General features: G+C 71.7%; 13 protein-coding genes and 1 pseudogene. 6 read left to right on the top strand and 8 right to left on the bottom strand.

Annotated elements, in window-relative coordinates; all coding sequences use genetic code 11:
• Positions 1-65: 65 nt before the first annotated feature.
• Positions 66-1,172, bottom strand: a complete 1,107-nt coding sequence (locus BLS99_RS21510) for an alkene reductase (protein WP_091053773.1) — start codon at positions 1,170-1,172, stop codon at positions 66-68.
• Between the two features lie 56 nt (positions 1,173-1,228).
• Here BLS99_RS21510 and BLS99_RS21505 point away from each other — a divergent pair, with 56 nt between their 5' ends.
• On the top strand, positions 1,229-1,606 hold the full coding sequence (locus BLS99_RS21505) for a MerR family transcriptional regulator (protein WP_091053772.1): 378 nt from the start codon (positions 1,229-1,231) through the stop codon (positions 1,604-1,606).
• Here BLS99_RS21505 and BLS99_RS21500 read toward each other — a convergent pair.
• A complete protein-coding gene (locus tag BLS99_RS21500) occupies positions 1,563-3,215 on the bottom strand; it encodes an N-acyl-D-amino-acid deacylase family protein (protein WP_091053771.1) in 1,653 nt (550 codons plus the stop codon). The two genes, BLS99_RS21505 and BLS99_RS21500, sit on opposite strands and share 44 nt — an antisense overlap.
• A 29-nt stretch (positions 3,216-3,244) precedes the next feature.
• On the bottom strand, positions 3,245-3,652 hold the full coding sequence (locus tag BLS99_RS21495; protein WP_091053770.1) for a RidA family protein: 408 nt from the start codon (positions 3,650-3,652) through the stop codon (positions 3,245-3,247).
• Positions 3,653-3,823: 171 nt separating this feature from the next.
• Between BLS99_RS21495 and BLS99_RS21490 the strand changes: the two genes are divergently transcribed.
• Positions 3,824-5,038: an alanine racemase gene (locus BLS99_RS21490; RefSeq protein WP_091053769.1), complete on the top strand. Its 1,215-nt coding sequence runs from the start codon at positions 3,824-3,826 to the stop codon at positions 5,036-5,038.
• Between the two features lie 99 nt (positions 5,039-5,137).
• Here the strand turns inward: BLS99_RS21490 and BLS99_RS21485 are convergent, their stop codons facing one another.
• A complete protein-coding gene (locus tag BLS99_RS21485; RefSeq protein ID WP_245712357.1) occupies positions 5,138-5,548 on the bottom strand; it encodes a (deoxy)nucleoside triphosphate pyrophosphohydrolase in 411 nt (136 codons plus the stop codon).
• Positions 5,549-5,992: 444 nt separating this feature from the next.
• Here BLS99_RS21485 and BLS99_RS21480 point away from each other — a divergent pair, with 444 nt between their 5' ends.
• The gene (locus BLS99_RS21480) at positions 5,993-6,346 is read left to right on the top strand and encodes a pterin dehydratase (protein ID WP_176953472.1); all 354 of its coding nucleotides are present in this window, start codon (positions 5,993-5,995) and stop codon (positions 6,344-6,346) included.
• 138 nt (positions 6,347-6,484) lie between these two features.
• On the opposite strand, the gene ychF is transcribed toward BLS99_RS21480, so the two are convergent.
• Both ychF and BLS99_RS21470 read right to left on the bottom strand, forming a co-directional pair.
• Positions 6,485-7,558, bottom strand: coding sequence for a redox-regulated ATPase YchF (gene ychF, locus BLS99_RS21475; protein WP_091053767.1), 1,074 nt, complete (start codon positions 7,556-7,558; stop codon positions 6,485-6,487).
• A gap of 218 nt (positions 7,559-7,776) precedes the next feature.
• Positions 7,777-8,199 carry a hypothetical protein gene (locus BLS99_RS21470; RefSeq protein WP_091053766.1) on the bottom strand — a complete coding sequence of 141 codons (423 nt, stop codon included), beginning with the start codon at positions 8,197-8,199 and terminating at the stop codon, positions 7,777-7,779.
• 139 nt (positions 8,200-8,338) lie between these two features.
• Here BLS99_RS21470 and BLS99_RS21465 point away from each other — a divergent pair, with 139 nt between their 5' ends.
• The 3 genes from BLS99_RS21465 to BLS99_RS21455 all read left to right on the top strand — a co-directional run bounded on the left by BLS99_RS21465 (position 8,339) and on the right by BLS99_RS21455 (position 9,927).
• On the top strand, positions 8,339-8,902 hold the full coding sequence (locus tag BLS99_RS21465; RefSeq protein ID WP_091053845.1) for a TetR/AcrR family transcriptional regulator: 564 nt from the start codon (positions 8,339-8,341) through the stop codon (positions 8,900-8,902).
• 78 nt (positions 8,903-8,980) lie between these two features.
• Positions 8,981-9,487 (top strand): MarR family winged helix-turn-helix transcriptional regulator, encoded by a 507-nt coding sequence (locus tag BLS99_RS21460; protein WP_091053765.1) that lies wholly within the window; start codon positions 8,981-8,983, stop codon positions 9,485-9,487.
• 11 nt (positions 9,488-9,498) lie between these two features.
• The gene (locus tag BLS99_RS21455) at positions 9,499-9,927 is read left to right on the top strand and encodes an organic hydroperoxide resistance protein (protein ID WP_091053764.1); all 429 of its coding nucleotides are present in this window, start codon (positions 9,499-9,501) and stop codon (positions 9,925-9,927) included.
• A gap of 167 nt (positions 9,928-10,094) precedes the next feature.
• On the opposite strand, the pseudogene BLS99_RS21450 reads toward BLS99_RS21455, so the two are convergent.
• Positions 10,095-10,847: pseudogene (locus BLS99_RS21450) on the bottom strand (succinate dehydrogenase/fumarate reductase iron-sulfur subunit); the annotation flags it as partial.
• A complete protein-coding gene (locus BLS99_RS21445) occupies positions 10,844-12,757 on the bottom strand; it encodes a fumarate reductase/succinate dehydrogenase flavoprotein subunit (RefSeq protein WP_091053762.1) in 1,914 nt (637 codons plus the stop codon). The gene BLS99_RS21445 and the pseudogene BLS99_RS21450, both read right to left, overlap by 4 nt.
• Positions 12,758-12,762 lie beyond the last annotated feature (5 nt).

Below are 12,762 nucleotides of genomic sequence, written 5' to 3'. Positions count from 1 at the left end.
GGGCTCCCCGCGGATGCGGGGAGCCCCTGCCGCCGTACCGGGCCCGGCCGGACCCGGCACCGCCCTCACGCCTCCAGGAACGGGTAGTCCGTGTACGCCTCCGGACCCCGCCCGTACATCGACCGGTCCTCCCGCACCGGCGTCAGCGCCGCACCCGACCGGTACCGGGCCACCAGGTCCGGGTTCGCCAGGAACGCCCGCCCGAACGCGATCAGGTCCGCGCCCGCCTCCAGCAGCTCCACGCCCTTCGACAGGCCCCCGTCCGCCGGGATCGGCAGCTCCTCGCCCAGCTCCGGGTTCGCCACCAGCGGCCCCGCCCAGCGCCGCCGCAGCTCCCCGAACAGCGCCTCGCCCGGCAGCGCCCGCCCGATGTGGAGGTACGCCAGCCCCAAGTGCGACACCGCGTCCAGCAGCGCCGGGAACACCTCGCCGCTGTCCGACACGTCGATCCCGTTGCCCGTGTTCCACGGCGAGATCCGCAGCCCCGTCCGCTCCGCCCCGACCTCCGCGACCACGGCCTCCACGACCTCCACCACGAACCGGATCCGGTTCACGACCGAACCGCCGTATCCGTCGGTGCGCAGGTTCGAACTGCGGGAGAGGAACTGGTTGAGCAGGTACCCGTTCGCCGCATGGACCTCCACGCCGTCCGCACCCGCCCGCAGCGCGTTCCGCGCCGCCGCCGCGAACTCCGCCACCGTGCCCTTGATGTCCGCCTCCGACATCTCGACCGGGACCGGCGCCTCCTGATGCCCTGTGGGCGTGTGGAGCCCGCCCGGCAGCCGCACCGGCGACGGCGCCATCGGCAGGTGCCCGCCGGGGTTGTTGTCCGGGTGGCCGATCCGGCCGCCGTGCTCGATCTGGAGGAACAGGCGCCCGCCGCCCGCGTGCACCGCGTCGGCGACGGCCCGCCAGCCCTCCACCTGCTCCTCGCCGTAGAGGCCCGCGATCTCGGGGTAGGTGAAGCCGACCGGGCTCGGCGTGGACGCCTCGCCGATGATGAGGCCCGCGGTGGCGCGCTGGCCGTAGTACTCGGCCATGAGCGGCAGCGGCACGCCCGCGAAGGTGGCGCGGTTGCGCGTCATCGGGGCCATGACCATGCGGTTGGCGAGTTCCAGGGACCCGATGCGGGTCGGTTCGAAGAGGCGCCGGGCCGTCGTTTCGTTCGTCATGCGAGTACCGTAGAACCTGACACCGATGTCAGGTTCAAGTGAATGTGAGGCACGCCATGAGGATCGGGGAACTCGCGAAGCGGACCGGCGTCAGCGTCAGGTCCCTGCGCTACTACGAGGAGCGCGACCTGCTCGCCTCCGAACGCACGCCCGGGGGCCACCGCGAGTACGCGGAGAAGGCCGTCGACCGGGTCATCCGCATCCAGGTGCTGTTCGCCGCCGGGCTCGATTCGACCACTGTGGCCTCGGTCCTGCCGTGCATCCACGACGAGGACGGCGGGCCGAACGAGCTCACCACCGAGAGCCTCGCGCGCGATCTCGCGGCCGAGCGCGAGCGCATCGACCGGACCATCGCGGACCTTCAGCGCACCAGGGCGATCCTCGACGAGGTCATCGCGACCGCCGCGCTCCCCGAGCCCGCGGCGGCGCGGTAGTCGAGGGGCGGCGGACGGATCCTCCGGCCAGCGCCCCGGTGCGGTTCCCGTCCTCGATGGACAAGGCGCCGTTGACGAATACGTACGGGATGCCGGCGGCCTGCCGGCGGGGTTCGGCGAACGTGGACCGCGCGTCCACAGTGGCCGGATCGAAGAGGACGAGGTCGGCCGCGTACCCCTCCGCGACCAGCCCGCGGTCGGTGAGGCCGAGGACCGCGGCGGGGCGCCCGCTCAGGTGCGCGACGCATTCCTCGACGCTGAGCAGTCCGAGTCTGCGGGTGTAGTGCCCGAGGTAGCGGGCGAACGAGCCCCACGCGCGGGGGTGGATCTTGTCCCCGGCGAGCACGCCGTCCGACGATCCGGTGTGGACGCGGTGGCGCATGATGGCCTGCACGTTCTCCTCGTTCCCGACGTGCATGAGGAGCCCGGCCCCGAAGTCGTCGCGCAGCAGCAGGTCGAGGTAGAACTCCGCGGGCCGCTGCCCTCCGGCGGCCTCGGCGACGGTCCGGCCGACGTAGCCGCGCAGTTCGGGGTTCGCGACGCCCGCGATCTCGTACCGCTCCCAGTGGCCGGGCACGCCGTTCGCGCCGTCGGTGCCGGTGACGTCGAGCTCGTGGACGATCCGGGCCCGCGTGCCGGGGTCCTGGAGCCGTTCGCGAAGGGCCCCATAGCCTCCGGCGAGCGACCAGCTCGGCAGCAGCGCCGCGAGCATGGTCATGCCCGGCAGGTACGGGTAGGTGTCGAGGCTGACCGGGACGCCCTCGTCGAGCGCTTCGTCGACGAGCTTGAGGAGCTCGGCGGCGCGGCCGGCGTTGACCTCGTAGTTGAGGGTGGCGTGGGCGAGGTGGAGGGCGCAGCCGGCCTCGCGGCCGATCCGGATCATCTCCGCGTAGCCCTCCATGGCGCCGGCGCCGTAGCTGCGCTGGTGGGGGCCGAAGTAGCCGCCGTAGCGCGCGACCACCTCGCAGAGCGCGACGAGTTCGGCGGTGCCGGCGTACATGCCGGGCGTGTAGCTGAGCCCGGCGGAGAGGCCGAACGCGCCCTCCTCCATGCCTTGGGCCACTTGGGCTCTCATGTCGTCGAGTTCGGCGGGGGTGGGCGGTCGGTCGTCCCAGCCCATGGCGAGCATGCGGACGGTGCCGTGGGGGACCAGGTAGGCGGCGTTCACGGCGATGCCGCGCCCGTCGATGCCCCGGTCGAGGCGGTCGAGGTACTCGCCGACGGTGCGCCAGTCGGCCTCGACCTCGGGGCGGCCGTTCCAGGCGGCGATGGCCTCGCGCATCTGCGGCGCGGTGGTCTCGTCCACGGGCGCGTAGGAGAGGCCGTCCTGGCCGAGGACTTCGAGGGTGACGCCCTGGCCGAGCTTGGCGAGGTGGTCGTGGTCGGCGAGGACCGCGAGCTCGGAGTGGGCGTGCATGTCGATGAAGCCGGGGGCGAGGACGAGGCCGCCCGCGTCGATGGTGGCGGCGCCGATCGTGACGGCGTCGTCGAGGCGCTCGCCGATCCCGGCGATGCGGCCGTCCCGGACGGCGACGTCGGCCCGGTACCGGGGCGCGCCGGTCCCGTCCGCGATCTCGGCACCCCGGACCACGAAGTCGTTCGGACTCACTCGACGCCCCTCCCCGCTGGCACGTCGGGTCAGTCTACGCAGGCCAGGGCGTCGATCTCCACCAGCATCTCGGCCCTCGGGAGGGTGCAGATGACGGTGGTGCGGGTCGGGAAGGGCGCGCGGTCGCCGATCCGCTCCTCCAGGAACGCCTCGTAGACCTCGTTCATGGCGGCGAAGTCGGCGCGGTCCTTGAGGTAGACGCGGAGGGTCATGACGTCGGCGAAGTCGGCGCCGCCGGCCGCGACGATCGCGGCGACGTTCTCCAGGGTGCGCCGGGTCTGGGCCTTGACGTCGCCGGGGAACAGGTACTCGCCGGTGGCGGGGTCGACCGGGCCCTGGCCGGAGACGGTGAGCAGCGGGCCCTTGCGCACGCCCTGCGGGAAGGCGTGGGCGGGGGCGGGCGCGGCGTCGGTGTGGATCGCGATCTTCTCGGTCATATAGTGAAGATACCTTCCTATTGATTGCGGGGAACTATGGACAGGGCCGGGCCGAGCACGCCTCACGAGCCGTGGCGACCCCTGGGCGAGCCCGATCCGGGCGCATCTCCCCGAACACCCCGACCCTCGGACGAGCCCGATCCGGGCTCCGCCGCCGCCCCGCGGCCCGCGATGGACGACGCCCGGCTCGACGCCCTCCACGACGCCCTCCACGATGAGGTCCTCGACTGGCGCCACAAGGGCGTGCCGGTCTCGGCCCACGGGATGACCATCGCGGAGTGGATCGCTTCGGGGCCCCCCACCCCCACCCTCCCCACCCCCCTTGTGACCGCCTCGGCGCAGGCGCTCGACCACAACCTGCGCACCATGGCCGCCTGGTGCGCGGAGCGGGGTCTCGCGCTCGCTCCTCACGGCAAGGCCACCATGGCCCCGCAGTTGTGGCGGCGCCAGCTCGATGCCGGGGCCGTCGGCATCACCGTCGCGAACTCCTTCCAAGCCGGTGTGGCCGTGGCCTTCGGTGTGCCCCGCGTCCTGATCGCCAACCAGATCGCCGATCCCGCCGCCCTTGCTGCACTAAGCGTATGGGCGCGGGAAGGCACTGCCATCGGACTTTTTTCCGATTCCCTCCCAACTATCGATAGGGTTTCGGCGGCCGCGGTTGCGACCTTCGACGTCATCGTCGAGCTCGGCACCCCCGGCGGCCGGGCCGGGGCGCGGAGCGTCGACGACGCGCTCGCGGTCGCCGCCCGCGTCGCCGCCGCGCCCAACCTGCGCCTCGCGGGCGTCGCCGGATACGAGGGCTCGGTGACCGGCGGCACCGACGCCGCCGCCCTCGCTGCCGTCGACGAGTACCTCGGCGACCTCGCGACCCTCTACGCCGCCTTGGACTTCGAGGTCGACCGGCCCGTGGTCAGCGCGGGCGGCAGCGCCTACTTCGACCGGGTCGCCGCCGTCCTCGGCCCCCTCGCCGGCGAAGCCGAGGTGCTGCTCCGCTCCGGCTCCTACCTGATCCACGACCACGGCTTCTACGCCCGCATGACCCCCGCCGCGCGCGGCGGCGATGGGCCCGAGCTGCTCCCGGTCCTCGAAGGACGCTCCCAGGTCCTCTCCCGGCCCGAGCCCGGCCTCGCGATCCTCGACGGCGGCCGCCGCGACTTCCCGTACGACCAGGACCTGCCGATCCCCTTGGGCCTCAACGGCGCCGCGTGCCCGCAGATCAGCGACCAGCACCTGTTCCTCACCGGCGCACCCGACGACCTCGCGGTCGGCGACACCGTCCGGCTCGGCCTCTCCCACCCGTGCACCAGTTTCGACAAGTGGCGCCTCATCCCGGTCGTCGACGACGAGACGGGCCTCGTGGTCGACGCGATCCGCACCTTCTTCTGAGGAGGCGAGAGGCTGCCTTCTCGTGCGGCGAACGGCCGCACGAGGGGTCGGCTCTCGGTCGGCAAGGGGATCAGTCTGCCGCGGTCGCACCGCGAGCCGCTACTGGGCGAACGCCTTGCGGATCGCCTCGACCGCCGGGCGGTTGCCCGGGAGCCACGGGACCGAGTCGAGCGCTTCGGGCAGGAGCCAGCGCAGCTCGGCGTGCTCCTTCGCGCGCGGCTCGCCGGACTCGATCTCGGCGTAGTAGACCCGCAGGAGGAACCGCCCGCCGCCGGTGGCGAGGTCGCCGGTGACGCGCCCGCCGACCGCGACCGCGACGCCGAGCTCCTCGCGGCACTCGCGCCGCAGCGCCTCGGCCTCGGACTCGCCGGGTTCGAGCTTGCCGCCGGGAAACTCCCACAGGCCGGCGAGTTCGGGCGGGTAGGCGCGCTCCGCGGCCAGGATCGCGCGGCCGTCGTGGATCGCGGCGCCGACGACGACGCGGGGTCCGCCGCTGATTGGTTCGCTCACCGGCCGGAGTCTAGGCGCCCGCCGTCGCCCCGGGCGGCGCCGGTGCGGCCGTTGCCGTCTTGAAGGCGTTTCGTTATCTTTCGTGCGAACCATAACGATGTGTGATCGCTAGTGAGCATCCTGTTGCTCATACGTTCGGATGATGTTGCATGGCCCGGGTGGTCAGGAATCGTGTCCGTCGGCACAAAAGCAGGGATGAACCGTGCTGAAAAGTTCCGTATACCCTTTTAATCCCATTTGCCACCCTGGACAGAAGCTGAACGACGGGGAAGACTCGGTTCAGAAATGGTAAAGATCCGGCGACAATTCAGACACGAACGCCCCTCGTGACTGCCGGGTCGAAGTCAGAACAACCTTACTGATCGGTCGCGGCCCCGCTCCGGCAGGGCACAGCACTGCTGGACGCGGCACTTCGGAACGGCGACGACGAATGGCGACGGTGCCATGGGGAGAACGGAGCAAGACGACAACGTGCTGCTGGATGCACTCAGGGAGCTCAACGGTTGGGTAGCGGACGACGGCCGCCTTTCGCGGTCGCTGCCGCTCGACGACTCCCAGCACGCCGAGCTCGCGGAACAGATCAAGATCTTCTCGGACACGCTCGGCGTCCGCCCGGACGTGCGGCGGACCGACGAGGCGACGCTCATCGTGCTCGCCCGCGAGGGCGGGTTCAGCCTCACCGACGTGACCTTCGCCGGACGCGTCGAGACCGCCTACATCACCATCGCAGGGGAACTCGCGACCGAGGAGACGCACCTCTCCAAGGGCCGGTTCCGATGGCTCAGGCGCAGCGAATGACCCGCCGCCAGGCGGCGAAGACCAGGCGGACCGCCGGGATCCCCACCTCCCGGTGATCCGCCGGACAGCAGAGGGGCCCGCACCGCGTGCGGGCCCCTTTCGCTCGCCCGGCGACGGACGCCGGCAGCGGTGCGCCGGTCAGACGTTGAAGCGGAACTCCACCACGTCGCCGTCGGCCATGACGTAGTCCTTGCCCTCCATGCGGACCTTGCCCGCGGCCTTCGCCGCCTGCATCGTGCCCGCCTCGACCAGGTCGTCGAACGACACGATCTCGGCCTTGATGAAGCCGCGCTGGAAGTCGGTGTGGATCTCGCCGGCCGCCTCCGGGGCGGTCGCGCCGCGCTTGATCGTCCAGGCGCGCGACTCCTTCGGCCCGGCCGTCAGGTACGTCTGGAGCCCGAGGGTCTCGAATCCGACGCTCGCGAGGCGGTCGAGGCCCGGCTCGGCCTGGCCGGTCGACTCCAGCAGCTCCAGCGCCTCCGCCTCGTCGAGGTCGATGAGCTCGGACTCGAACTTCGCGTCGAGGATCACCGCCTGCGCGGGGGCCACGAGCGCGCGCAGCTTCGCGGCCAGATCCTCGTCCGCGACCTGGTCCTCGTCGACGTTGAACACGTAGATGAACGGCTTGGCCGTCAAGAGGTGCAGGTCGTACAGCAGCTCGGTGTCGAGCCCGGCGGCGAAGATCGTCCTGCCGCCGTCGAGGACCTGCTGCGCCGTCTGCACGGCCTCCAGCTTCGCCTTGGCGTCCTTGTTCATCCGCGCCTCGCGCTCCAGGCGCTTGGCGGCGTTCTCGACGGTCTGGAGGTCGGCGAGGATCAGCTCGGTGTTGATCGTCTCGATGTCGTCCACGGGCGAGACCTTGCCGTCCACGTGGGTGACGTTGCCGTCCTCGAAGACCCGCACGACCTGCGCGATGGCCGAGGTCTCGCGGATGTTCGACAGGAACTGGTTGCCCTTGCCCGCGCCCTCGGAGGCGCCCTTGACGAGCCCCGCGATGTCGACGAACGTGACCGTGGCCGGGAGGATCTTCTCCGAGTCGTAGATCGCGGCCAGCTTCGGCAGCCGGTCGTCCGGGACGGCGACGACGCCGACGTTCGGCTCGATCGTCGCGAACGGGTAGTTCGCCGCGAGGATGTCCGAGCGGGTCAGCGCGTTGAACAGCGTGCTCTTGCCGACGTTGGGCAGGCCGACGATACCGATGCTGAGTTTCACGAGAGTCGATTCTAGGCGGCGCCGCGGCGCGCCCGCGCGGCGCGACCGCGGAAGGAGGGGGCGCCCACCTGCGGGGCGGGGGGTGAGGGGGCAGGGTGGGGCGGCAGGGTGAGAGGTGGCGGAGTGAGGCGGCGGGGTGAGGCGGCGGGGTTGGGCAGCAAGGTCGGGCGGCGGGGCCGGACGGCTGCGGTCCGGTCCCGCGGCGGGCGCCCGCCGGCTCAGGCGGCCAGGAGGCCGACCCCGAGCGTCAGCGTGCCGGCGGCGAGGCTCGCCGCGCCGGCGTAGAGGACGAGGATCGCCCGGTTCGGCTCGGTGCGGCCCTTGCCCGCCATCGCGGCGAAGAACCCGGCCGACATGAGGATCGCGGCGAGGGGGATCCCCGCGCGGGCGGTCCAGCCCCAGAACCCGTCCAGGCCCGTCGCGTCGGCGAGGACCAGGCCGACCAGGCTGAAGATGACGAGGACGCCGGCGTGGGCGTGCCCGGCGCGGGAGAAGGACTTCTGGAACTCGGTGAAGGGCACCTTGCCGCTGGCGATCCGGACCAGGAAGGTGCCGCCGAACTCGATGGTGACGACGGTGAGCAGGACGATCCCGGCCAGGAGGCGGGAGGCGTCGCTGAGGGCGAAGGCGGACTCGAACATCGGGGCTTCCAATCTGACGTGCTGCCGACGCGGCGTCGGAACACCGAAGGTACGCATCGTTCTTGACAGTGTCAAGTTTCTGGGGCGATTGTAGCCCGTGGTGTTTGACACTGTCAAGATTCGCGGTACAGTGGTCCCCGTGACCGACCGCTACCACCACGGCGACCTCCGCCGCGCCCTCATCGACGCCGCCGTCGAGGCCGTCGGCGAGACCGGCCCGAGCGCCCTGAGCCTGCGCGCCGTCGCCAAGCGCGCCGGCGTCTCCCACGCCGCCCCGGCCCACCACTTCGGCGACAAGGCGGGCCTGCTCACCGCCGTCGCCGCCGAGGGCTTCGACCGCTTCGCCGACGCGCTCGAACTCGCGTGGACGGCGACCGGCGACTTCAAGGCCGTCGGCGCCGCCTACGTCCGCTTCGCCATCGACAACAGGGCGCACTTCGAGATCATGTTCCGGCCCGAGCTCTTCCACGGGGACGACCCCGACCTCCAGCGCGCCGAGGCCCGCTCCCGCGCCGCCCTCCACCGCGGCGCCGGGGCAACCGGTCCGGACGCCGACTACAACCCCGCCGCGCTCGCCGCCTGGTCCTTCGTCCACGGCTTCGCCGGCCTCCTCGTCGCGGGCAACTTCCCCCAGGCCGTCGCCGACGACCCCGAGGCCGCCTTCGCGGCCGTCGGCAAGTACCTGCGCATCGGCGAGGAGTAGCCCCTCGCCGGGCCCTTGACGGGACTCGCACCGCCATTTAGGTTGTGCACAACTTGATTGCGCGCTACAGTTCTGCTCATGGACGCGACACCGAGACTCCGCGAGCAGGCGTGCTTCGCCATGTACGCCGCCTCCCGGGCGGTCGTCGGGCTCTACCGCCCGCTCCTCGACCGCCTCGGCCTCACCTACCCCCAGTTCCTGGTCCTCATGCTGCTGTGGGAGTCCGACGGCCGCACCGTCGGCGACATCGGCGAGGAGCTCCAGCTCGACTCCGGGACCGTCTCGCCGCTCCTCAAGCGCCTGGAGGCCGCGGGCTTCGTCGAGCGCCGCCGCGAAGCGGGCGACGAGCGCCGCGTCACCGTCCACCTCACCGAGACCGGCGCCGCGCTCGAGAGCCGGGGCTGCGAGATCACCCAGGTCGTCGGCTCCGCCTCCGGCATGTCCTACGACGAGCTCGTCGCCCTGCGCGACCAGCTCAACGAGTTCACCCGCGCCGTCCGCACCCGCGAGCGCGCCGCCGCGTCGACCGGCACCGACAAGAACAGCACTGACGCACCCGTCACCGACCACGACACCACCGAGTAAGGGGAAACCACATGGAACCGCTCTACGTCGCACACGCCGTCTCCTCGGGCGAGGGCCGCAACGGCCACGTCGCCACCGACGACCGGCTCATCGACCTCGACCTGGCCGTCCAGAAGGAGCTCGGCGGCCCCGGCGGCCTCACCAACCCCGAGCAGCTCTTCGCCGCCGGCTACGCGGCCTGCTTCCACAGCGCGCTCCAGGCCGTCGCCCGCGCCGCCAAGGTCGACCTCGGCGCCTCCTCCGTGGAGGCGAGCGTCGGCATCGGCAAGGAGGGCGAGGGCTTCGGCCTCAACGCCATCCTGGAGGTCGCGATCCCGGGCGCGCCCCGCGAGACCGCCCAGGCCCTGGTCGAGAAGGCCCACCAGGTCTGCCCGTACTCCAACGCCACCCGCGGCAACATCGTCGTGGAGATCGACCTCGTCCAGGCGTCGGACGACTAGGCGCCGCACGCGACAGGGCCCGGCATCGCGATGCGATGCCGGGCCCTCGAACGTGAACGGGGTGTGTCACGGCGGTTCGTGGCGAATCGGGCATTCGCAGCACCCCTTGGAACAACCCTGCCACGGGGGTGCGACGGCCGCCTGGGTCAGCCCGCCGGGCTGTCGCTCTTTCCCTTGCGGAAGATCTTGCGGCCCAGCCACACCAGGGGGTCGTACCGGTCCCCGGCGACGCGCTCCTTCATCGGGATGATCGCGTTGTCGGTGATCTTGATGTGCTCGGGGCACACCTCGGTGCAGCACTTGGTGATGTTGCAGTAGCCCAGGCCCTGCGCGTCCTGCGCGGCCTCGCGCCGGTCGTCGCGCGCGTCGAGCGGGTGCATGTCGAGCTCGGCCGCGCGGATGAACAGGCGCGGGCCCGAGAACGGCGGCTTGTTCTCCTCGTGGTCGCGCACCACGTGGCAGGTGTTCTGGCACAGGAAGCACTCGATGCACTTGCGGAACTCCTGGCTGCGCTCCACGTCGACCTGCTGCATCCGGTACTCGCCGGGCTTGAGGTCCGCGGGCGGCGCGAACTGCGGCATCTGCCGCGCCTTCTCGTAGTTGAACGAGACGTCGGTGACCAGGTCGCGCACCACCGGGAACGTGCGCAGCGGCGTGATCGTCACCGGCTCGCCGTCCGCGAAGAGGTTCATGCGGGTCATGCACATCAGCCGCGGCATGCCGTTCACCTCGGCCGAGCACGAGCCGCACTTGCCGGCCTTGCAGTTCCAGCGCACCGCCAGGTCCGGGGCCTGCTCGGCCTGGATGCGGTGGACGACGTCGAGGACGACCTCGCCCTCGTTCACGGCGACGTCGAACTCGGCGAAGTCGCCGCCCTCGGCGTCGCCCCGCCACACCCGGAAGGTCCTCGTGCTCATCAGGCGTCCTCCGCTTCCGTCGACCGGTATTCCTCGGGGGTCATGTACTTGGACAGTTCGCTGGTCTCGAAGAGCCCCAGCAGCTCCGGTGTCATCGACGGCACGTCCTGGCGGGCCAGCGCCAGCTCCCCGCCGTCGAGCGAGGCCACCAGGTTGACGCGCCGCCACTGGGGGTCCATGCCCGGGGCGTCCTCGCGGGTGTGCCCGCCGCGCGACTCGTCGCGCTCCAGGGCGGCCATCGCGGTCGCGACCGAGCAGAGGTACATGTTCCGCAGGTCGAGGGCGAGGTGCCAGCCGGGGTTGTAGGCGCGTCCACCCGCGGCGGTGACGTTGTCGATGCGGGGCTTGAGCGCCGCCAGCTCCGTCAGCGCCTCCTCGAGCTCCCCGGCGCGGCGGATGATCCCGACGAGCCGGCCGTTGACCTCCTGCATGGCGGCCTGGAGCGCGTACGGGTTCTCGCCGTCGTTCGCGAAGGGCCGCAGGGCGTCCGCCTGCGCGGCGGCGATCTCGTCGTCGCCGAGCTTCGGCGGCTCGGTCACCGCGGCGTGCTCGGCCGCGAACTCGCCGGCGCGCTTGCCGAACACGAGCAGGTCGGACAGGGAGTTCCCGCCGAGGCGGTTGGAGCCGTGCATGCCGCCGGAGACCTCGCCGGCCGCGTACAGGCCGGTGACCTTCGAGGCCGCGGTCTCGGCGTCGACCTCGACGCCGCCCATGATGTAGTGGCAGGTCGGGCCCACCTCCATGGGCTCGGCGGTGATGTCGACGTCGGCGAGCTCCTTGAACTGGTGGTACATCGAGGGCAGCCGCTCGGTGATGTACTCGGCGCTGCGCCGCGAGGCGATGTCGAGGTAGACGCCGCCGTGCTCGGACCCCCTGCCGGCCTTGACCTCCGAGTTGATGGCCCGCGCGACCTCGTCGCGGGGGAGCAGCTCGGGGGGCCGCCGGTTGGCGTCCGGGTCGGTGTACCAGCGGTCGGCCTCCTCGGGGTTGTCGGCGTACTGCGCCTTGAACACCTCGGGGATGTAGTCGAACATGAACCGCTTGCCCTCGGCGTTCTTGAGGACGCCGCCGTCGCCGCGGACCGACTCGGTGACGAGGATGCCGCGGACCGAGGGCGGCCACACCATCCCGGTGGGGTGGAACTGGATGAACTCCATGTTGATGAGGCTCGCCCCGGCGCGCAGCGCGAGCGCGTGCCCGTCGCCGGTGTACTCCCACGAGTTCGAGGTGACCTTGAAGGACCGCCCGATGCCGCCGGTGGCGAGGACGATCGCGGGCGCGCTGATCGCCATGAACGCGCCGGTGCCGCGCCGGTACCCGAAGGCGCCCTTGACCGCGCCCTGCTCGACGAACAGCTCGGTGATCGTGGTCTCGTCGATGACCTGGAGCTTCGCGGCGGGCTCGCCGGCCTCCTCGTCGTCCTGCTGGAGCGAGACGAGCTTCTGCTGGAGGGTCCGGATGAGTTCGAGCCCGGTGCGGTCGCCGACGTGGGCGAGGCGCGGGTACTCGTGGCCGCCGAAGTTGCGCTGGCTGATCCTGCCGTCGGCGGTGCGGTCGAACAGGGCCCCGTAGGTCTCCAGCTCCCAGATCCGGTCCGGCGCCTCCTGGGCGTGGATCTCGGCCATCCGGTAGTTGTTGAGGAACTTCCCGCCGCGCATGGTGTCGCGGAAGTGGACCTGCCAGTTGTCGTTGGCGTTGACGTTGCCCATCGCGGCGGCGGCGCCGCCCTCGGCCATGACGGTGTGCGCCTTGCCGAACAGGGACTTGGAGATGACGATGACGCTCTTGCCGGCGAGGCGGGCCTCGACGGCGGCGCGCAGTCCGGCGCCGCCGGCGCCGATGACGAGGACGTCGCACGCGAGGTGCTCGACGTCGGCGGCGCCCGGGTTCGCGTCGTTGCGGTGGTCGCTCATGTGTT

The sequence above is a fragment of the Glycomyces sambucus genome (assembly GCF_900102815.1).
GTDB classification, from domain to species: domain Bacteria; phylum Actinomycetota; class Actinomycetes; order Mycobacteriales; family Micromonosporaceae; genus Glycomyces; species Glycomyces sambucus.
This window is presented reverse-complemented; position numbering and strand designations above follow the sequence as displayed.

Coding starts and splice junctions, on each gene's coding strand:
- BLS99_RS21510 (WP_091053773.1), bottom strand. CDS start 1,172: ATGACGAACGAAACGACGGCCCGGCGCCTCTTCGAACCGACCCGCATC.
- BLS99_RS21455 (WP_091053764.1), top strand. CDS start 9,499: ATGGAACCGCTCTACGTCGCACACGCCGTCTCCTCGGGCGAGGGCCGC.
- BLS99_RS21480 (WP_176953472.1), top strand. CDS start 5,993: ATGGGGAGAACGGAGCAAGACGACAACGTGCTGCTGGATGCACTCAGG.
- BLS99_RS21495 (WP_091053770.1), bottom strand. CDS start 3,652: ATGACCGAGAAGATCGCGATCCACACCGACGCCGCGCCCGCCCCCGCC.
- BLS99_RS21460 (WP_091053765.1), top strand. CDS start 8,981: ATGGACGCGACACCGAGACTCCGCGAGCAGGCGTGCTTCGCCATGTAC.
- BLS99_RS21490 (WP_091053769.1), top strand. CDS start 3,824: ATGGACGACGCCCGGCTCGACGCCCTCCACGACGCCCTCCACGATGAG.
- BLS99_RS21445 (WP_091053762.1), bottom strand. CDS start 12,757: ATGAGCGACCACCGCAACGACGCGAACCCGGGCGCCGCCGACGTCGAG.
- BLS99_RS21505 (WP_091053772.1), top strand. CDS start 1,229: ATGAGGATCGGGGAACTCGCGAAGCGGACCGGCGTCAGCGTCAGGTCC.
- BLS99_RS21470 (WP_091053766.1), bottom strand. CDS start 8,199: ATGTTCGAGTCCGCCTTCGCCCTCAGCGACGCCTCCCGCCTCCTGGCC.